Raw genomic sequence first — 18,103 nt, forward strand, 5'->3', positions numbered from 1 at the left:
GCAGATGGCATTACCCCCATCCCCGCGACACGAAAAGGACGACCGTCCCTGGTGGCTGGTCGTCCTTGTTCTGATCGGCATCGTTCTCGCCGTCGTCATCGTCACCAATGATATCTACGCGCAGGTCTTCCGGACCGTCGTGAATGGTGCCGGTATTACCGTGTTCGTGACGCTCGTCGCCTTTGTGCTGGCGACCGTGCTCGGTCTGGGCATCGCGCTGCTGGGTCTCTCCGACAATATCGTACTGCGCCAGATCGCCCGCTTCTACATCGAGATCATCCGAGGCATTCCGATCCTCGTGCTGCTGTTCTACATCGCCTTCGTCGGCGCGCCGGGCGTTGTCGCAGCCTATAATTTCTTGATCACACCCCTGGTGCAGGCAGGTATTGCCGAGCCTATCCTCGTGCGTGATCTGTCGCTGATGTGGCGCGCCATCATTGCCCTGATGATCGGTTATTCCTCCTTCATCGCCGAAATCTTCCGCGCCGGCTTCCAGTCGGTCGATATCGGCCAGATCGAGGCGGCCAAGTCGCTAGGCCTGTCGCGTTACCGCCGCTTCCGTCTCGTCGTCTTTCCGCAGGCGATCCGGGTGATCTTTCCGCCGCTTTCGAACGACTTCGTCTCGATGGTAAAGGATTCATCGTTGGTCTCCGTTCTCGGGGTCGCCGACATCACGCAGATGGGCAAGGTTTATGCCTCTGGCTCGTTTCGCTTCTTCGAGACCTATTCGATCGTCACCTACATCTATCTGATCCTGACGATCGGTCTGTCGCTCTTCCTGCGACGGATCGAGAAGAAGATGAAGCAGATGCCGCGGCGCTAGAGCGCATGACGATTCGAATTGCCGTTTCGATCAAAAATCGCTATATCCAGCGCCATGGAATCCAAGTTCAGATGCATCGGTGCGCATATTTTCGTGCTGCAGGACCATTATCGCCTGCCCGCACGTTTCTTTGCGTCCGTTTCCGGTGCGCTCAACAGCCGACTTCGTTGATCGAATGACGGCCTGCGGAGCCTCTCCGCCACATTCTTTATTCCACGCTCCAGCCAAAACGGACGATTAGCCATGAGCGCACCGCGTACCCTTTACGACAAGATCTGGGCCGACCACCTGGTAGACGAACAGCCTGACGGCACCTGTCTTCTCTACATCGACCGTCACCTGGTCCACGAAGTTACCTCGCCGCAGGCTTTCGAAGGTCTGCGCATGACCGGCCGCAAGGTTCGCGCGCCGGAAAAGACGCTTGCCGTCGTCGACCACAACGTTCCGACCTCCGCTGACCGCCATCTTGGCATCAAGAACGAGGAAAGCCGCATTCAGGTCGAGCAGCTCGCCAAGAATGCCGCCGAATTCAACGTCGAATATTATTCAGAGAACGACAAGCGCCAGGGCATCGTCCACATCATCGGACCGGAACAAGGCTTCACTCTGCCGGGCATGACGATCGTCTGCGGCGACAGCCACACCTCCACGCATGGCGCCTTCGGCTCACTGGCTCATGGTATCGGCACGTCTGAAGTCGAGCACGTTCTCGCCACCCAGACGCTGATCCAGAAGAAGGCCAAGAACATGCTGGTGCAGGTCGACGGCCAGCTGCCGCCGGGTGTTACCGCCAAGGATATCGTCCTTGCCATCATCGGCGAGATCGGCACTGCCGGCGGCACCGGCTACGTCATCGAATATGCCGGCGAAGCAATCCGCGCGCTGTCGATGGAAGGCCGTATGACGATCTGCAACATGTCGATCGAAGGCGGCGCCCGCGCCGGTCTGATCGCGCCCGACGAGATCACTTTCGAATATATCAAGGGCAAGCCCCGTGCACCCAAGGGCGAAGCGCTCGAGCAGGCGATCACCTACTGGAAGACCCTGAAGACCGACGAAGGCGCGCATTACGACCGCGTCGTCACGCTCAACGCTGCCGAACTGCCGCCGATCGTCTCCTGGGGCTCCTCGCCCGAGGACGTAATTTCGGTTCAGGGCATCGTTCCGAACCCGGACGATATCCAGGACGAAACCAAGCGCGCCTCCAAGTGGCGTGCGCTCGACTATATGGGCCTGAAGCCGGGCACGCCGATGACTGATATCAACATTGACCGTGTCTTCATCGGCTCCTGCACCAACGGCCGCATCGAAGACCTGCGCGCTGTCGCCAAGGTCGTTGAAGGCAAGACCGTCGCCTCGACCGTCAACGCCATGATCGTTCCGGGCTCCGGCCTCGTGAAGGAACAGGCGGAGCAGGAAGGCCTCGACAAGATCTTCAAGGCAGCCGGTTTCGACTGGCGTGAACCGGGCTGCTCCATGTGCCTCGCCATGAACGACGACCGCCTGAAGCCGGGCGAGCGTTGCGCATCGACCTCGAACCGTAACTTTGAAGGCCGCCAGGGCTTCAAGGGCCGCACGCATCTCGTCTCGCCGGCCATGGCCGCCGCAGCCGCGATCGCTGGCCACTTCGTCGACATCCGCGAGTGGAACTGATCTTTCGCTCCCATCCAGAATGACAAAAGCCCGGCGCAATCGCCGGGCTTTTTTATTGCGCATGGGCAAAGGAACGCCGCTTAGAACGTTGCGGTGTAGGGATCGGGCCCCATGCGGGCGCCGGCATTGTCAAGCTTGGCAATCGCTGCCATGTCTTCACCATCAAGCTTGAAATCGAAGACATTGAAGTTCTCCTCGATGCGCGAGGGCGTCACCGACTTCGGAATGACGACAAGGCCGGTATCGATGTGCCAGCGAATGATGACCTGCGCCGGCGTCTTGCCATGCTTGGCAGCAATCTGGCCGATGACCGGGTTGGAAATGAAGCGGCCCTGGCCGAGCGGGCTCCAGGATTCCGTGACGATGTTCAGTTTCTTGTGGGCTTCCTGGGCCGCCTTCTGCTGGAAGTCCGGATGCAGCTCGATCTGGTTGATAACAGGAACCACACCTGTATCGCCGACGATGTGATCGAGATGGTCGGGATAGAAGTTGGAAACGCCGATGGATCGTACGCGGCCCTCTTCCCGCAGCCGCACGAAAGCTTTCCAGGTTTCGCGATAAAGCCCACGGTGCGGCGACGGCCAGTGGATGAGATAGAGATCGATATAATCGGTTCCGAGCTTCTTCAGGCTGACCTCGAAGGCACGCAGCGCATTGTCGTAGCCCTGGTCGGTATTACGCAGTTTCGTGGTGACGAAGATATCCTTGCGATCGGTTCCGGAGGACCGGATGCCTTCCCCGACGCCCTCTTCATTGTCGTAGCCGGACGCCGTATCGATGTGACGGTAACCTGCGGCAAGTGCGGTGCGCACGGTCGGAGCCGCGATATCCTGCGGCGTCTGCCAGACGCCAAGACCGACCTGTGGAATGGAGTGTCCGTCGTGAAAAGTAATGATGGGCTGAGTGGTCACAGTAGATCTCCGGAAGTTTGAAGAATTGGCCAAAGACATGAATTGAATGGGGCATGAATTGAAGCCGCGAAGCGGTTTTCCCTGGACACATCGAAGCCCTCGCGTCCGGTCAAAAATCCATATAGGACAGGTTGTCGGCAATACAATCAGAGAACGCGGACGATCGTTCCCTTTCTGAGATGGGGCAGAAGACGGCGCATGTCGCGGGCGCTGATCGCAACGCAGCCCGCAGTCGGCTCATATCCGGGCCGGATGAGATGGAAAAAGATCGCCGAGCCGCGATTGCGCGCCCGGGAGGTTATGTTCCAGTCGAGCACCAGACAGATATCGTAGAGCCCGTCCTCACGCCTCATCTCTTCATGGCTCGGCTTGAACGGCGCCTTCACCAGCCTGTTGTAGTTTGGATCGTCCGATTGATCACACCACAGCATATCGGTGCGGATGCGCCGGATCGGCAATTCCGAGGGAAGATGCCCGTTTCGTTCGCCGCGCCTGAAACCGTAAAGAAGTCGCATGGCAGCAATCGGCGTTGCCCCGTCACCTTCCCGCTTGATCACGGTCCGGCCGCTGCGGCCGATAGCGGCAGGCAGGGCAAGCGGGCCGCAACGGATGATAGCCCTGCTCTTTTTGCCCGGAGCGGCACGCACAACGAGCGTAGGAGGCCTGCCGTTTCGCTCTCGCCTTGCTTTTTCCATTTTTCTCGCATGTTCTTGAATTGCCTTGGGCTTCGATTGAAACCATATGAAGCCTTAGGCAGCAACAGCAGCAGATCGCCAATCCTTGCCAAATGTGGAATTTGGCGTAGGAGTATCTGACCAACGCAAGGACGCACCCGCATGACCGCACGCACCATTCTTCTGGTGGATGACGACGACGACCTTCGCCAGACACTGACGGAGCAATTGTCGTTGTATGAGGAATTCACGGTCCTGCAGGAAGCGACCGCGGGCAAGGGCGTCCAGGCCGCCCGCTCCAACCCTGTCGATCTTCTGATCATGGACGTCGGCCTGCCCGATATGGACGGCCGCGAGGCGGTGAAGCTGTTGCGCAAGGGCGGCTTCAAGGCGCCGATCATTATGCTCACCGGCCATGATACGGATTCCGACACGATCCTCGGCCTTGAGGCCGGCGCCAACGATTATATCACCAAACCCTTCCGCTTCGCCGTGCTGCTTGCCCGCATCCGCGTACAGCTTCGCCAGCACGAGCAGAGCGAAGATGCGACTTTCACCGTTGGTCCCTATCTCTTCAAGCCGAGCCAGAAGCTGCTGACCACCGATAACGGCCAGAAGATCCGCCTGACGGAAAAGGAAGCGGCGATCATTCGCTACCTCTACCGCGCCGAACAGAAGGTGGTCACCCGCGACGTGCTGCTGGAAGAGGTCTGGGGCTACAATTCCGGCGTCACCACACACACGCTGGAAACCCACGTTTACCGTCTGCGCCAGAAGATCGAGCGGGATCCATCCAACGCCGAGATCCTCGTGACGGAAAACGGCGGCTACAAGATTATCCCGTAGAATGTCTCTTTCCGACGATATTCTCCTGCTGGCGCAGCTGCCGCTGTTCAAGGACATGAACGACGACCAGCTGCGCCTTATTGCCTTCGCCGCGGACCGTCGTGTGATTGCGGCGGGGCAGATGCTGTTCCGTCAGGGCTCGCCCGCCGAAAGTGCTTATGTGATCACCAGCGGCAGTCTCGAACTCAGCGTGACGGGCTCGGATGGCATGGGGCGGACCGAAGCCATTGCCGAATCCGGATCGCTGATATCGGAACTTGCATTGGTGACGCAGGTAGAGCGCAAATTCACCGCTATCGCGCGCGAAGATACCGGCATCATCCGCATCACGCGGGCCCTGTTTCACCGCCTGATCGAAGAATATCCCTCGGCGGCACGCATTATCGAAAACCGCATCCGCGATAGCATTGCCGATCTTGCGGCGCAGGCCGCAAGCCAATTTCACCGGTTCAGTTGAAGCTTCTCAGAGATTGAGATGCACGGTCACCGGCACATGGTCGGACGGCCGGTCCCAGCCGCGTGCTTCCTTCAGCACCTCGATGCGCTGCAGAAGCGGACCAAGGTCGGGCGAGGACCAGATGTGGTCGAGACGCCGGCCCTTGTCGGCAGCTTCCCAATCCTTCGCGCGGTAACTCCACCAGGTATAAAGCTTCTCATTGGCAGGCACGTGCTGGCGCATGAGATCATGCCAGCCGCCGCGCTTCATCACCTCGAGCAGTCCGTCGGTTTCGACAGGCGTATGGCTGACGATCTTCAGAAGCTGCTTGTGAGACCAGACATCATGCTCCAGCGGCGCGATATTGAGATCGCCGACAAGGATGGCAGACGTGTTCGGCTCGGCGCTCGCCTTGAGGTTCTTCATCTCCTCGATGAAATCGAGCTTGTGGCCGAATTTCGGATTGATCGTGCGGTCCGGCTCGTCGCCGCCGGCAGGAACATAGAAATTATGCAGGCGGATGCGCCGGTTGCCGCGCTGGAAGACCGCCGAGATGTGGCGCGCATCGCCGACATTGCAGTAATCCTGCCGGTGATCCTCGGTCAGCGGCACGCGAGAAGCGATGGCAACGCCATGATAGCCCTTCTGGCCGTGGATGATGATGTGCTCGTAGCCCATGGCGCGCAGCGGTGCCAACGGGAAGAGATCGTTTGTAACCTTCGTTTCCTGCAGGCAGAGAATGTCGGGCCGGTGCTTCAGCACCAACTGCTCGACGATCGGCATGCGCAGCCGCACCGAATTGATGTTCCAGGTGGTAATGGAAAAGCTCATGCCATGCCCTTTCAGATCCCTCTGAAAAGGCTTTAGAGCAAAGGTGTAAGCGAGAAAACCGGCCACAGGCAAAAGCGACCGGCGATCAACCGAAAAGGATCAGTCGCGGTTCGCCGAGGTGCCCTTGATATCCTCGTAGGGCACACGGAAGACGCGCTCGTCGAAGGCCATGCCGGTTTTTACGTTGAAGATCATGACCGACGTATCCTTGCCCTGATTATCGGTGATCGTCCACTGGCGCAGGTCATAGGTCTTCGGGTCGAACATCATGGTGATGGTCGAGTTGCCGAACACCGTATTGTTGCCGAGCGAGATCGTCGTCAGATCGGACTCTTGCTTCACGCCCTTCACCATGCCAGCGGAAAGGTCGATACGCGGCGCAAGCAGCAGGCTGAGCGGCGTCTTGGAAAGCGGATAGAGATCCCAGGTCTTCAGCTTGATGTTGCCGATCGCGACATTCCTGCCGTCGGCAATGACGCGCATCGGCGACGGATCGTCATAGTTGAAGCGCAGCTTGCCGGGACGCTCGATGAAAAATTTGCCACCGGTCTGTTCACCCCGAGGGCCAAACTGCACGAACTCGCCCTGCATCGTGGCAACGGCGGAGAAATGATCGGCGATCGCCTGTGCCGTAGCGTTGTTGCCAGCGGGTGCGGCCGCCTGTGCGACCTGAGCGAGAGCGGGAAACGGGACGGCGCTTGCAACGGCCGCAGCGGCAAAGACGCCGAGGACGTCGCGGCGGCTTACCGGCAGGCCGGAAAAAATGGATGCGGAGTTGGTCATATGAACCTCCTGTATGCGATCTGCATGCCGCCGAAAGGCGGCGTCTTCAAGGCGCCGCGATCACCCGGTGAAAGGTAACGGATTACACGGCCCAGGGTTTCCGTCGGACGGGCGGCGCTGCAAAATTTTCCTGTATCAGCGGTCGAGAATATCCCCGTCCGTGGGCACGAGAATCTCGCGTTTTCCGGCATGGTTGGCAGGGCCGATGATGCCCTCCTGCTCCATGCGTTCAATCAGCGAAGCAGCACGATTATAACCGATGCCGAGCCTGCGCTGAACATAGGAAGTGGAGGCCTTTCCGTCGCGCAAGACAATGGCAACGGCCTGATCGTAGGGATCCTCCGAATCGGCGAGATTTGCTGTGCCGGCCGGACCGCCACCATAATCACCATCTTCGTCGTCATCAGCAGTGATGGCATCGAGATATTGCGGCGAGCCCTGCGTCTTCAGATAGGAGACGATCTCTTCGACCTCGACGTCGGATACGAATGGACCATGGACGCGCTGAATGCGGCCGCCACCGGCCATATAGAGCATGTCGCCCATGCCGAGCAGCTGCTCAGCACCCTGCTCGCCGAGGATCGTGCGGCTGTCGATCTTCGACGTGACCTGGAAGGAGATGCGGGTCGGGAAGTTCGCCTTGATCGTGCCGGTGATGACGTCGACCGACGGACGCTGCGTTGCCATGATGACGTGAATACCGGCCGCACGCGCCATCTGGGCAAGACGCTGCACGGCGCCTTCGATATCCTTGCCGGCGACCATCATCAGGTCGGCCATTTCGTCGATGATGACGACGATATAGGGCATCGGCTGCAGATCGAATTCCTCGGTCTCGTAGACTGCTTCGCCGGTCTGCCGATCGAAGCCGGTCTGTACCGTGCGCGAGATCGTGTCCCCCTTAGCAAGTGCCTGCTCGACACGCGTATTGAAGCCGTCGATATTGCGAACGCCGATCTTCGACATCTTCTTGTAGCGCTCTTCCATCTCGCGGACGGTCCATTTGAGCGCGACGACAGCCTTTTTGGGATCGGTGACGACAGGCGAAAGCAGATGCGGAATGCCGTCATAGACGGAGAGTTCGAGCATCTTCGGGTCGATCATGATGAGGCGGCACTGCTCCGGCGTCATGCGGTAGAGCAGCGACAGGATCATCGTGTTGATGGCGACCGATTTGCCCGAGCCGGTGGTACCAGCAACGAGCAGATGCGGCATCTTCGCAAGATCGGCGATCACGGCCTCGCCGCCGATCGTCTTGCCGAGCGCCATGGCGAGCTTAGCCTTGGAGCTTTCGAAATCACGCGAGGCAATGAGTTCGCGCAGATAGACGGTCTCGCGTGACTGGTTTGGCAGCTCGATGCCGATCGCATTGCGGCCCGGCACGACGGCAACGCGGGCAGCAATCGCACTCATCGAGCGGGCGATGTCGTCGGCAAGACCGATGACCCGGGATGACTTGATGCCGGGTGCCGGTTCCAGTTCGTAAAGCGTGACGACGGGGCCGGGGCGAACGTGGATGATCTCGCCCTTGACGCCGAAATCCTCGAGCACGCCTTCCAGCATGCGGGCATTCTGCTCCAACGCATCAGCCGAGAGTGTGGAATCGCGCACCACGTTTTTCGGCTCGGCAAGCAGATGCATGGAGGGAAGCTGGAAGCCCTCCGGCCGGATGAACGAGCCTTGCGCCTCGCGTTCGACGCGGGCGCCGGGCTTCGGACGAGATGAAGCGGGAATGACGCGCGGCTCGGGTTTACCGGCCGACTTGGCCGGCGCGCGGATCATCCAGTCGTCATCATCGTCATCTGGCAGAATATCGGCCGGACGCGGAGGCAAGTCGGTATCGAACGGCGGATCGTCATCCTCGTCCTCATCGTCGTTCAGCGAGATGGAAGGCGCAGAAACGACGCGGCGGGCGGATACGGCACGCGGCTCCATGGAAGGATCCGTGCGCTCGCCACGCGCTGCGGGCTTGGCGCGCACCGGTTCGTTCAACGTGCCGAATTCGTCATCGTTGAAATCATAGGGCGATTCGAAGTCGCTCTGGCGCCGCTTGCGCGGTCCCATGCCGAAGAGCCGCCGGAAACGCGCCTGGTTCATGTACCAGGCATGCGTCATGGCACCGCTAAAGGCCATCCAGCGGGATCCATCGTCGTCTTCATCCTCGTCGCCGACGACACGCACCTTGCTGCGCGTCTCGACATAATCCTCTTCTTCGTCCTCTTCATCGAGCTCGCTGCGGCCGACGATACCGGCCGCAAAGAGCATCATCCACGCAGTCGGGACAGAGAAGATGCAGCCGACGGCGGTTGCGAAGACACCGGTCGGATAGGCGCCGACGAAGAGTGCCGGAAAACGCAGGATCATGTCGCCGATGACACCGCCGATGCCATTCGGGATCGGCCAGGTGAGCGGCGGTGGAAAACAGCCGATGACGGCGGAGGAAAGTACGGTGCCTAGAAGCCAGGCGCCGGCGCGCGCCGGAATGCGGCTGATGCGACGGCCGGAAATCAGCGCCAGCGCCCAGGCGACGATCGGCAGCATCGAAACGACACTGGCAAGCCCAAGGAATTGCATGGCGACATCCGCAAAGGCAGCGCCGCTATAACCGAGAATGTTGGTCGGCAGGTTGCCGGTGGCGTAGGAATAGCTGGGATCGGTGACGTTCCATGTTGCAAGCGCCGCAACCGCGAGCGCCAAGACGAGGAAGACCGCAAAGCCGGCGAGAGCCTGGATCTGTCGCAGCATGAATGCCGAGAAGGAGAACCGGTCAGGACGGCCGTCCATCGCCGGCGACGTGCTTCTTGCCATATGTCAAACCCGTCCAATGCCTGGGGGCACGCGAATCGCCAATGCTTCGCTGCGCCAAATGCGTCCGCTCTACCTAATCAAAGTAGGGTTAAAGCGATGTTAACCATGCATATGCCGGATCGCTAAAAAGAAAAGGGCCCGAACCTTGAGGGGTCCGGGCCAAGAGCGGCTTATGGTTAGATAGGCCGCGACGGGCTGTTCGGCGGCGCCCTTGTGCCGGGCGCCGCAAACCCTTTGATCAGGCGTGATAGGCAGCTTCGCCGTGCGTTGCGAGGTCAAGACCTTCGCGCTCGGCTTCGACCGAAACGCGCAGCCCGATAATGACATCGACGACCTTGTAGAGGATCGCAGAGCCAATGCCCGACCACAGGAGCGTGACCACAACGCCCTGAAGCTGCTTGAATACCTGAGCTCCGGTGCCGAGATAGGTTGCCGCAAAGTCCGGTGTCCCATAGTCAACGATACCAGCGCCGCCGAGAGCCGGGTTGACGAGAATGCCGGTGCCGATGGCGCCAAAGATGCCGCCAACGCAATGGACGCCGAAGACATCGAGCGAGTCGTCATAGTTGAACTTGTTCTTCACGACATCGACGAAGAAGTAGCAGACCGGCGAGACGATGAGGCCAAGAACGATCGAACCCATCGGACCGGCAAAACCGGCTGCCGGGGTGACGGCGACGAGACCGGCGACGGCACCAGAAGCAGCACCGAGCATGGAAGCCTTGCCGCGAGAGAAGCTTTCAACAATGCACCAGGAAACAGCGGCAGCAGCCGTTGCGACGAAGGTGTTGATCATGGCGAGCGATGCATAGCCGTTGGCTTCTAGGTTGGAGCCGGCGTTGAAACCGAACCAGCCGACCCACAGGAGCGAGGCACCAACCATGGTCAGGGTCATGGAGTGCGGAGCCATGATTTCCTTCTTATAGCCCGTGCGCTTGCCGAGCATGATAGCGCCGACGAGGCCAGCGATACCGGCATTGATGTGAACGACCGTGCCACCCGCGAAGTCGATCGCGCCAAGCGAGTAAATGAAGCCAGCCGGAGCAGTGTAAGCGCTCGGACCGCCCCAGAACCAGACCATATGCGCCATCGGGAAGTAGACGAAGGTGACCCACAGGATGACGAAGAGCATGACAGCCGAGAACTTGATACGCTCGGCGAACGCGCCGACGATCAGGGCCGGCGTGATGCAGGCGAAGGTCATCTGGAAGCAGATGAAGGTGAGTTCCGGAATGGCTACACCCTTCGTGAAGGTTTCAGCCAGCGAAGACGGTGTGACGCCGGCCAGGAAAGCCTTGGAGAAGCCGCCGACGAAGCTGTTCAGCGAGCCGCCATCGGTGAAGGCGAGCGAATAGCCGTATGTAACCCAGATGATCATGACGACAGCCGTGATCATGAAGACCTGCATGAGCACCGACAGCATGTTCTTGGCGCGGACGAGACCGCCGTAGAACAGCGCAAGGCCCGGGATGGTCATCAGCAGAACGAGCACCGTGGAGATGAGCATCCACGTATTGTCGCCCTTATCCATCGTCATGGCCGGAGCAGCAGCGGCTGCAGCATCGGCGGCGGCCGGGGCGGCTTCCTGCGCGAAAGCGACGACCGGCGCCAGGAGGGCGGCCGAAAGGGCGCCTATCCGTGCGATGTTGGAGGAAAACTTCGAAATTGACATTGGAAATGGCTCCTTGATCTGCCGTTCTTTACAGCGCTTCTGAATCGGTCTCGCCCGTACGGATGCGCACGGCATGGTCGATCGAGTAGACGAAGATTTTGCCGTCACCGATCTGGCCGGTCTTGGCAGATGCTGCGATGGCCTCGACCGCCTTGTCGACGATCTCCGATGCGACCGCGATTTCGATCTTGAGCTTCGGCAGGAAGCTGACCGCATATTCAGTGCCGCGATAAATTTCAGTGTGCCCCTTCTGACGACCGTAGCCCTTCACTTCGGTCACAGTCAGGCCTTGGATGCCGATCGCCGTGAGGGCTTCGCGGACCTCATCGAGCTTGAACGGCTTGATAATGGCCATCACAATTTTCATCTGGTTTCCCATCCTTCGTTATCCTCGGCGCGGAGCCGACTCTCCTTGCCGCTGACGGTTTCCTGACCAGCGACCGGCGATAGACATTCAAAGGGCGTGCCAGATTCGTGACAACTACATAAGTTATTGAAATATAAAGACTATAATTGAAGACGCCAATAAACAGGCAAATGATTGGCCAATAAGCGCACAAATAATGCGCAAATTTATAAATATGCACATTATTTATTCATTTGCCTTTTTCCGAATCAGGCCCTCCTGCGCCACCGACGCGATCAGGACACCGGATCGGGTAAACAGGCTGCCGCGGGTCAATCCCCGTGCGCCCGAAGCCGAAGGACTGTCCTGCGTGTAGAGCAGCCAGTCATCGAGCTTGTCGGGACGGTGGAACCACATGGCATGGTCGAGGCTTGCAACCTGAAGGTTCTGGTCGAAGATGGACGTTCCGTGGGCATGCAGCGATGCATCAAGCAGCGTCATGTCCGAGAGATAGGCAAGCACCGCAGCCTGATAGAGCCTGCTGTCCGGCACCGGCCCGGTGGCGCGAACCCAGACGTCCTGCCGCGGTTCGAGCTTCTCACGCGTAAAATAGTGCTTCAGCGAGACCGGACGGATTTCGATAGGCCTTTCTCGCTCCCAATATTTTCGCACCGCCGCCGGAGCGTGAGCAAGATACTGCTCCTTGATCTGCTGTTCTCCGAGCAGCGTTTCCGGCATCGGTACAGGCGGCATCGGGATCTGGTGGTCGAATCCCGGCTCCTCCACCTGGAATGAGGCAGAGAGCGCGAAGATCGCCTTGCCGTGCTGGATCGCGACGGCCCGGCGTGTGTTGAAGCTCGCCCCATCCCGGATGCGCTCGACCTGGTAGATGATCGGCACGGAGGGGTCGCCGGGACGCATGAAATAGGCATGCAGCGAGTGAATGAACCGCTCGCCGTCCACAGTGCGCTGCGCCGCCATCAGCGCCTGTGCGATCACCTGCCCGCCAAACACCCGCTGCCACCCCACCTGCGGGCTACGGCCGCGGAAGATATCGACCTCGATCGGCTCGATATCGAGCGTCGAAATCAATGTTTCCATGGCGGTGGACTTGCCCGTTTGCTCCGTCATTTGTTCGGCTCCCGGCGGTAGGAAGTGGTAACCTGATGCTCTATATAGATCGCATCTGATCGTAGAATGTAAGAGGAGCGGGCTATGCTGGACATGCTGGTTGTAGGCGGAGGTTATGTCGGCCTGTCCGTGGCAGTGGCGGTCAAGCAGGCGGCGCCGCATCTCGCTGTCGCGGTCGTGGAGGCCGCTCCCGAACATGCCTGGAAGAAAGATATGCGCGCTTCCGCCATTATCGCGGCCGCGACAAAGATGCTCGAAGTCTTCGGCATCTGGGACGAGATCCAGCCGGAGGCTCAGCCGATCACCAAGATGATCGTGACAGATTCCAAGATGTCCGATCCTGTTCGCCCGATCTTCCTGACCTTCGACGGCGAAGTTGCCGATGGCCGGCCCTTTGCCCACATGATCCCGAATGTTGTTATGGTCGGCGCGCTGCGCAGCGCCTGCGAGCGGCTCGGCGTCGAGATTCGCCATGACCTGAGCGCCACCGGCCTGAAGACGAGCGATATCGATATCGAAGTCAGCCTGTCCGATGGCAGCGCGTTGCAATCGCGCCTGCTGGTTGCCTGCGACGGTGTACGTTCCAGGCTGCGCGATTTTGCCGGTATCAAGACAGTGACCTGGGAATACGGCCAATCCGGCATCGTCACCACCGTCGAGCACGAGCGCCCGCACCACGGCTGTGCCGAAGAACATTTCCTCCCATCCGGCCCCTTTGCCATCCTGCCGCTGCGCAACAACCGCTCGTCGCTGGTCTGGACCGAGCGGACAAATGACGCAAACCGCCTTGTTGCCGCCGACGATCTGGTTTTCGAGGAGGAACTGGAACGCCGCTTCGGTCACAAACTCGGCCCCCTCAAGGTGGTCGGCGGCAAGCGCGCCTTCCCGCTCGGTCTCACACTCGCCCGCTCCTTCGTCGCCCCGCGCTTTGCGCTTGCCGGCGATGCCGCACACGGCATTCACCCGATCTCCGGCCAGGGTCTCAATCTCGGTTTCAAGGATGTGGCCGCCCTTGCTGAAACCATCGTGGAAGCTGATCGCCTTGGGCTCGATATCGGCGCCATCAACATCCTGGAGCGTTACCAGAGCTGGCGCCGTTTCGACACGTTCCGCATGGGCGTCACCACGGACGTATTGAACCGGCTGTTTTCCAATGACGCGACGCCGATCCGCATCGCCCGCGATTTCGGCCTCGGCATTGTCGATCGCCTGCCCGGCCTGAAGTCCTTCTTCATCGGCCAAGCGGCAGGAACGACTGCCAAGGACAATCCGAAGCTGCTCGCAGGTGAGGCGATCTAGAGCTGAAGCTTAGTCTTCGAGGCTTCTGGCTTCCGAGACCAGCATGATCGGAATGCCGTCCCTGATCGGATAGGCAAGACGCGCCTTTTCCGAGACCAGCTCATTATGCTCGCGGTCGTAGGAAAGCCGTCCCTTGGTGAGCGGGCAGACGAGAAGTTCGAGAAGCTTGGGATCGACCCGACTGAGTTTTTCGTCCATCCCGCCCTCTACTGCAGCACGGTATCGGAATCGCCGAAGACGCGGGCAAGCACGATTTCGGTGATGGCGATCAGGGTTTCCGCCCTCGTCTTGAGGTCCGGCGCTTCGAGCAGCGCCTGCTTTTCGGCCGGGCCGAATGGCGACATCATGGCGAGCGAATTGACGAGCGTAAGGTTGCTTGCCCGCTCCACGCTCTCCCAGTCCGCCTCGAGTTTGTTGGCGTCGAGATAGGCCTTGAAGGCCGTCAGCAGCGCGCCGCGGTCGACGGCTTCTTCTTCATTCTCGGCAGAAAGATCCGATATGAACGGCGCGATACGGAAGCTGCGGAACGGCTGGCCATGCGATCGCTCCTCCAGCAGCCGGAAGCGGCAGACGCCCGTCAGCGAGACGATATAACGCCCGTCACCGGTTTCGGCATAAGAGGTAATCCGGCCGAGGCAACCCACAGCCGCAAGCTCCGGAGCATGCGTCTTGTCTTCATGCTCGCCGTGTGCCGGCTGCACCATGCCGATCAGACGGTTTCCAGTCAGGGCGGAATCGAACATCGAAAGATAACGCGGCTCGAAGATATTGAGCGGCAACTGGCCGGCGGGCAGGAGGAGCGCACCGGTCAAGGGAAAAACTGCAATTTCATCCGGTAGATCGCCGGGCTTCAGGTATCTCGCATTGCCGACTTGCATGAACACTAGTCCCGCACTCTTTCGGCGGGCGCATCTTCGGCGCCCGTCCTCACGAGAAATGTGGTGCCCTTGCGTAAAAACGCAAGGGCGGATGCGGCAAAGTCAGGAAAACAGGATCGAGGACAGCTTCCGGCGGGCAGAAACGGTCGCCGGGTCCTTGAAGCCCCAGACCTCGAAGAACTGCAGAAGCTGGCGCCGCGCACCGTCATCATCGAAGGCACGATCCTTGCGCATGATGGTGAGGAGGTGTTCAGCCGCCTCCTCACGCCTGCCCTCGACATTGAGGATCTTGGCAAGCTTCAGCCGAGCCTCGTGATGATCGGGGTTCGATGCCAGCTCGCGCTCCAGCGCGACGGGATCGCCGAGCTTGCGGGCTTCTTCGATCTGGTCGAGCTTCTTCAGGACCGCCTGGATGCCGGCATCCTTGCCAAGCTCCCCCGGCAGTTCGCTCAGCATCTGGCGCGCCTCGCCGTGCTGGTCGGCTGCGATCAGGCATTCGGCCATGCCGGCAAGGGCCTTGGCATTTTCCGGATCGGCCTGCATGACGGCACCATAAAGCTGGCCCGCTTCATTGATGTTTCCGGCAGCGAGCAATTCGCCAGCCTGCGTCAGATAAGCCTCGATCTCTGCGGTCTGGTCGGCATCCGCAGGACCTGCGAGCCGATCAATAAACTGGCGAACCTGGCTTTCGGGCACCGCACCCATGAAGCCGTCGGCCGGACGGCCGTTGACGAAGGCGATGACGGCCGGAATGGACTGGATGCCGAGCTGGCCAGCGATTGAGGGATGATCGTCGATGTTCATCTTGACCAGCTTGACGCGGCCCTGACCTTCATTGACGACCTTTTCCAGAACCGGCGTCAGCTGCTTGCACGGGCCGCACCATGGCGCCCAGAAATCGACCAGAACCGGCTGATTGCGCGATTCCTCTAGGACGTCCTTCCCGAAATTCGCCGTCGTCGTGTCCTTGATATGGCTGCCGCCCGCCTCAGGCTGGGATACTGCGCCATAACTTGCCGTTGCCGACATCTGGTTGCCGAAGGAACCGTTGTAAGGATTGTCGCTGCCGCTCATAGGTATCTCCCGCCGCGCCGATCTGCCGGCGTCTCTGATAGCGCTAAAATCGTATGTCAGGACGTCACTTTCAAGACAAGCGGCTTATGCCCTGTCGCTTCCATGAATCGTATCAGATCGGCGCCGGCGATCGAAGTCGTCGCATCGTTGGAAAGCGGATGGCAGTTGATGATCTCGTCATGCATCAGATCCGCATCGAGCACGAAGGTGACATTATTGCCGGTATCATTGATCGCGCCGAGCGCGGTGACAGCGCCCGGAATGACACCAAGATATTCCATCAGCTTCTCGGCCCTGCCGAAGGAGACGCGACCGGAAGCGCCGATAAGAGTATGGACCTGCTTGAGGTCGACAACGGCATTTTCCTCCACCGTCAGCAGGAAATAACGGTCCTTTTTGTCCTTCACGAACAGGTTCTTGGTATGGCCGCCCGGAATCTCGTCCCGCAGCGCAACCGATTCGGCCACCGTAAATACTGGTGCATGGTCTTTGGTGGTGTGGACGATGCCGAGGCCATCGAGAAAAGCGAGAAGATCCTGGCGAGTCCTGGGCTTGTTTTCGGTCATCGTCATTCCGTCAGACAGGAGAAAAGCAGATTGGACTGTCTGCTTACGTCCGCCTCATGCGCTTGGCAATCATCAGGACCGACGCTTTGCCCTGCATTCGCGGCGTTTTCGAAGCCTGTTTTCCACCGCCAGAACTTTTCTTCGTTTTTCCGTCATTTCCCTGTTGCATTTGAAAATCGTTTGGGCGATATAGCGCCCGTCGCCGCAAGGTGGCGCCCACGGTCCGCTACTTACTACCCCGGACCGGCGCGGATTTGAGCGGGTGTAGCTCAGGGGTAGAGCACAACCTTGCCAAGGTTGGGGTCGAGGGTTCGAATCCCTTCGCCCGCTCCAGTTTCTCCTTTTACGTCAGTAAGTGCTGTTGCGTCACAAGATCTTGTGATGCATCACGAGTGCATCCGGTATTTTCATCACCCGGCGGTCCGCTTCTGCCTTCGTGAGATACTGGCGACGCCGATCTCCCTGACAGCGTCCGGCCAAATCACTCCTCATCGCGTTATCGACTATCGCTCCCGGTACAAGTTGCGGCGCCCGATTGATCTTACTCAATGCAAACCACGCCAGTATCTGGCTAGGTTTTCCTGGCGCTGGCGAATGAGGTTCACATCGTTCGGCCTCGAGAGGCGTTGCAGACATTTTTGCCAGATCGCCGAGATGAGTTTAATGTAGCCGGAGCTAGATCGACATGCTTGTCAAAGATGTCATGACGACAGCGGTCGTCACATTGTCGCCTGACAATAGCGTTCGGCATGCGGCCAAGCTGATGTCCGACCAGCGGGTGAGCGGTCTTCCCGTGGTCGACAATGAAGGGCGCTTGGCAGGCGTCATCAGCGAGGGTGATCTGATCCGTCGAACGGAACTCTCAAGCGGCGCGTTCGCCCCGAATGCGAACATGGAACTTGGTCCCGACGACAGGGCAAACGCTTTCGTTAAGCGATGCGCATGGAGAGTGGGGGATGTCATGACACCCGACGCTGTCACGATCGACGAAGATGCCCCCCTTTCCCGTGTTGCCGAGCTCATGCAGAACCGCAACATCAAGCGCATTCCGGTTCTTCGGGCCGGCAAGCTGATCGGCATCGTCAGCCGCGCCGATCTCCTGCAGGTGATTTATTCGGCAAAGCCGGACGATACGGCAACTGGTGACGAAGCGATTCGACGCAGCATTCTCGTTCGGCTCGGCGAAAACACCGGCCTGGAGGGATTGGATCTGTCCGTCACGGTGGCTGACGGTATCGTGCATTTTTGGGGCAACCTCGAGACGGCAGCTCGCCGCAGGGCCGCGCGGATCCTGGCGGAGGGCGTCAACGGTGTCCGCGGCGTGGTGGAGCATTTCCCGGAATCTCCTCCTCAATAGTGCAGCCGTAACGAC

At 59.8% G+C, this 18,103-nt stretch carries 18 protein-coding genes and 1 tRNA gene; 7 read left to right on the plus strand and 12 right to left on the minus strand.

From position 1 onward, the window contains the following. Nucleotides 1–4 precede the first annotated feature (4 nt). Entirely contained in the window at nucleotides 5–823 is an 819-nt protein-coding gene (locus LVY75_31565) for an amino acid ABC transporter permease (protein ID XAZ23288.1), read from the plus strand. 243 nt (nucleotides 824–1,066) lie between these two features. Further along, a complete protein-coding gene (leuC, locus tag LVY75_31570) occupies nucleotides 1,067–2,476 on the plus strand; it encodes a 3-isopropylmalate dehydratase large subunit (protein ID XAZ23289.1) in 1,410 nt (469 codons plus the stop codon). An 80-nt stretch (nucleotides 2,477–2,556) separates the two neighbouring features. On the opposite strand, the gene LVY75_31575 is transcribed toward leuC, so the two are convergent. Together LVY75_31575 and LVY75_31580 are read right to left on the minus strand one after the other, a co-directional pair. Continuing rightward, the gene (locus LVY75_31575; GenBank protein ID XAZ23290.1) at nucleotides 2,557–3,387 is read right to left on the minus strand and encodes an aldo/keto reductase; all 831 of its coding nucleotides are present in this window, start codon (nucleotides 3,385–3,387) and stop codon (nucleotides 2,557–2,559) included. 146 nt (nucleotides 3,388–3,533) lie between these two features. Continuing rightward, entirely contained in the window at nucleotides 3,534–4,082 is a 549-nt protein-coding gene (locus tag LVY75_31580; protein XAZ23291.1) for a L,D-transpeptidase, read from the minus strand. A 141-nt stretch (nucleotides 4,083–4,223) separates the two neighbouring features. On the opposite strand from LVY75_31580, the gene LVY75_31585 reads away from it, so the two are divergent. Together LVY75_31585 and LVY75_31590 are read left to right on the plus strand one after the other, a co-directional pair. Continuing rightward, nucleotides 4,224–4,907, plus strand: a complete 684-nt coding sequence (locus LVY75_31585; GenBank protein ID XAZ23292.1) for a response regulator transcription factor — start codon at nucleotides 4,224–4,226, stop codon at nucleotides 4,905–4,907. Between the two features lies 1 nt (nucleotide 4,908). Beyond that, nucleotides 4,909–5,364, plus strand: coding sequence for a cyclic nucleotide-binding domain-containing protein (locus tag LVY75_31590; protein ID XAZ23293.1), 456 nt, complete (start codon nucleotides 4,909–4,911; stop codon nucleotides 5,362–5,364). Between the two features lie 6 nt (nucleotides 5,365–5,370). On the opposite strand, the gene LVY75_31595 is transcribed toward LVY75_31590, so the two are convergent. From LVY75_31595 to tesB, 6 genes are all read right to left on the minus strand, one after another. Further along, entirely contained in the window at nucleotides 5,371–6,174 is an 804-nt protein-coding gene (locus LVY75_31595) for an exodeoxyribonuclease III (protein XAZ23294.1), read from the minus strand. Between the two features lie 99 nt (nucleotides 6,175–6,273). Next, nucleotides 6,274–6,957, minus strand: a complete 684-nt coding sequence (locus tag LVY75_31600; GenBank protein XAZ23295.1) for an outer membrane lipoprotein carrier protein LolA — start codon at nucleotides 6,955–6,957, stop codon at nucleotides 6,274–6,276. Between the two features lie 135 nt (nucleotides 6,958–7,092). Next, nucleotides 7,093–9,765 carry a DNA translocase FtsK gene (locus LVY75_31605; GenBank protein XAZ23296.1) on the minus strand — a complete coding sequence of 891 codons (2,673 nt, stop codon included), beginning with the start codon at nucleotides 9,763–9,765 and terminating at the stop codon, nucleotides 7,093–7,095. A 238-nt stretch (nucleotides 9,766–10,003) separates the two neighbouring features. After that, nucleotides 10,004–11,437 carry an ammonium transporter gene (locus LVY75_31610; GenBank protein ID XAZ23297.1) on the minus strand — a complete coding sequence of 478 codons (1,434 nt, stop codon included), beginning with the start codon at nucleotides 11,435–11,437 and terminating at the stop codon, nucleotides 10,004–10,006. A gap of 28 nt (nucleotides 11,438–11,465) precedes the next feature. Further along, nucleotides 11,466–11,804, minus strand: a complete 339-nt coding sequence (locus LVY75_31615) for a P-II family nitrogen regulator (protein ID XAZ23298.1) — start codon at nucleotides 11,802–11,804, stop codon at nucleotides 11,466–11,468. Nucleotides 11,805–12,029: 225 nt separating this feature from the next. Then, nucleotides 12,030–12,914, minus strand: a complete 885-nt coding sequence (tesB, locus tag LVY75_31620; GenBank protein ID XAZ23299.1) for an acyl-CoA thioesterase II — start codon at nucleotides 12,912–12,914, stop codon at nucleotides 12,030–12,032. Nucleotides 12,915–12,998: 84 nt separating this feature from the next. Between tesB and LVY75_31625 the strand changes: the two genes are divergently transcribed. After that, nucleotides 12,999–14,213 carry a ubiquinone biosynthesis hydroxylase gene (locus tag LVY75_31625; GenBank protein ID XAZ23300.1) on the plus strand — a complete coding sequence of 405 codons (1,215 nt, stop codon included), beginning with the start codon at nucleotides 12,999–13,001 and terminating at the stop codon, nucleotides 14,211–14,213. 9 nt (nucleotides 14,214–14,222) lie between these two features. Here LVY75_31625 and LVY75_31630 read toward each other — a convergent pair whose 3' ends face one another. The 4 genes from LVY75_31630 to LVY75_31645 form a co-directional block, all read right to left on the minus strand. Further along, entirely contained in the window at nucleotides 14,223–14,411 is a 189-nt protein-coding gene (locus tag LVY75_31630; GenBank protein XAZ23301.1) for a Trm112 family protein, read from the minus strand. Between the two features lie 8 nt (nucleotides 14,412–14,419). Next, nucleotides 14,420–15,091 carry an LON peptidase substrate-binding domain-containing protein gene (locus LVY75_31635; protein XAZ23302.1) on the minus strand — a complete coding sequence of 224 codons (672 nt, stop codon included), beginning with the start codon at nucleotides 15,089–15,091 and terminating at the stop codon, nucleotides 14,420–14,422. Nucleotides 15,092–15,193: 102 nt separating this feature from the next. Continuing rightward, nucleotides 15,194–16,165, minus strand: coding sequence for a thioredoxin (gene trxA, locus LVY75_31640; GenBank protein XAZ23303.1), 972 nt, complete (start codon nucleotides 16,163–16,165; stop codon nucleotides 15,194–15,196). Between the two features lie 56 nt (nucleotides 16,166–16,221). Continuing rightward, on the minus strand, nucleotides 16,222–16,731 hold the full coding sequence (locus LVY75_31645; protein XAZ23304.1) for a prolyl-tRNA synthetase associated domain-containing protein: 510 nt from the start codon (nucleotides 16,729–16,731) through the stop codon (nucleotides 16,222–16,224). A gap of 258 nt (nucleotides 16,732–16,989) precedes the next feature. On the opposite strand from LVY75_31645, the gene LVY75_31650 reads away from it, so the two are divergent. Continuing rightward, nucleotides 16,990–17,064 (plus strand) — tRNA-Gly (locus tag LVY75_31650). A 352-nt stretch (nucleotides 17,065–17,416) separates the two neighbouring features. Then, on the plus strand, nucleotides 17,417–18,088 hold the full coding sequence (locus LVY75_31655) for a CBS domain-containing protein (GenBank protein ID XAZ23305.1): 672 nt from the start codon (nucleotides 17,417–17,419) through the stop codon (nucleotides 18,086–18,088). Nucleotides 18,089–18,103 lie beyond the last annotated feature (15 nt).

It is taken from the genome of Sinorhizobium sp. B11 (genome assembly GCA_039725955.1).
Taxonomy (GTDB): domain Bacteria; phylum Pseudomonadota; class Alphaproteobacteria; order Rhizobiales; family Rhizobiaceae; genus Rhizobium.

Bases quoted from the DNA above. Each gene is read 5' to 3' on its own strand.
- LVY75_31565 (XAZ23288.1), top strand. From the start codon at position 5: ATGGCATTACCCCCATCCCCGCGACACGAAAAGGACGACCGTCCCTGG.
- leuC (XAZ23289.1), top strand. From the start codon at position 1,067: ATGAGCGCACCGCGTACCCTTTACGACAAGATCTGGGCCGACCACCTG.
- LVY75_31580 (XAZ23291.1), bottom strand. From the start codon at position 4,082: ATGGAAAAAGCAAGGCGAGAGCGAAACGGCAGGCCTCCTACGCTCGTT.
- LVY75_31585 (XAZ23292.1), top strand. From the start codon at position 4,224: ATGACCGCACGCACCATTCTTCTGGTGGATGACGACGACGACCTTCGC.
- LVY75_31590 (XAZ23293.1), top strand. From the start codon at position 4,909: ATGTCTCTTTCCGACGATATTCTCCTGCTGGCGCAGCTGCCGCTGTTC.
- LVY75_31595 (XAZ23294.1), bottom strand. From the start codon at position 6,174: ATGAGCTTTTCCATTACCACCTGGAACATCAATTCGGTGCGGCTGCGC.
- LVY75_31600 (XAZ23295.1), bottom strand. From the start codon at position 6,957: ATGACCAACTCCGCATCCATTTTTTCCGGCCTGCCGGTAAGCCGCCGC.
- LVY75_31605 (XAZ23296.1), bottom strand. From the start codon at position 9,765: ATGGCAAGAAGCACGTCGCCGGCGATGGACGGCCGTCCTGACCGGTTC.
- LVY75_31610 (XAZ23297.1), bottom strand. From the start codon at position 11,437: ATGTCAATTTCGAAGTTTTCCTCCAACATCGCACGGATAGGCGCCCTT.
- LVY75_31615 (XAZ23298.1), bottom strand. From the start codon at position 11,804: ATGAAAATTGTGATGGCCATTATCAAGCCGTTCAAGCTCGATGAGGTC.
- tesB (XAZ23299.1), bottom strand. From the start codon at position 12,914: ATGACGGAGCAAACGGGCAAGTCCACCGCCATGGAAACATTGATTTCG.
- LVY75_31625 (XAZ23300.1), top strand. From the start codon at position 12,999: ATGCTGGACATGCTGGTTGTAGGCGGAGGTTATGTCGGCCTGTCCGTG.
- LVY75_31630 (XAZ23301.1), bottom strand. From the start codon at position 14,411: ATGGACGAAAAACTCAGTCGGGTCGATCCCAAGCTTCTCGAACTTCTC.
- LVY75_31635 (XAZ23302.1), bottom strand. From the start codon at position 15,091: ATGCAAGTCGGCAATGCGAGATACCTGAAGCCCGGCGATCTACCGGAT.
- trxA (XAZ23303.1), bottom strand. From the start codon at position 16,165: ATGAGCGGCAGCGACAATCCTTACAACGGTTCCTTCGGCAACCAGATG.
- LVY75_31645 (XAZ23304.1), bottom strand. From the start codon at position 16,731: ATGACCGAAAACAAGCCCAGGACTCGCCAGGATCTTCTCGCTTTTCTC.
- LVY75_31655 (XAZ23305.1), top strand. From the start codon at position 17,417: ATGCTTGTCAAAGATGTCATGACGACAGCGGTCGTCACATTGTCGCCT.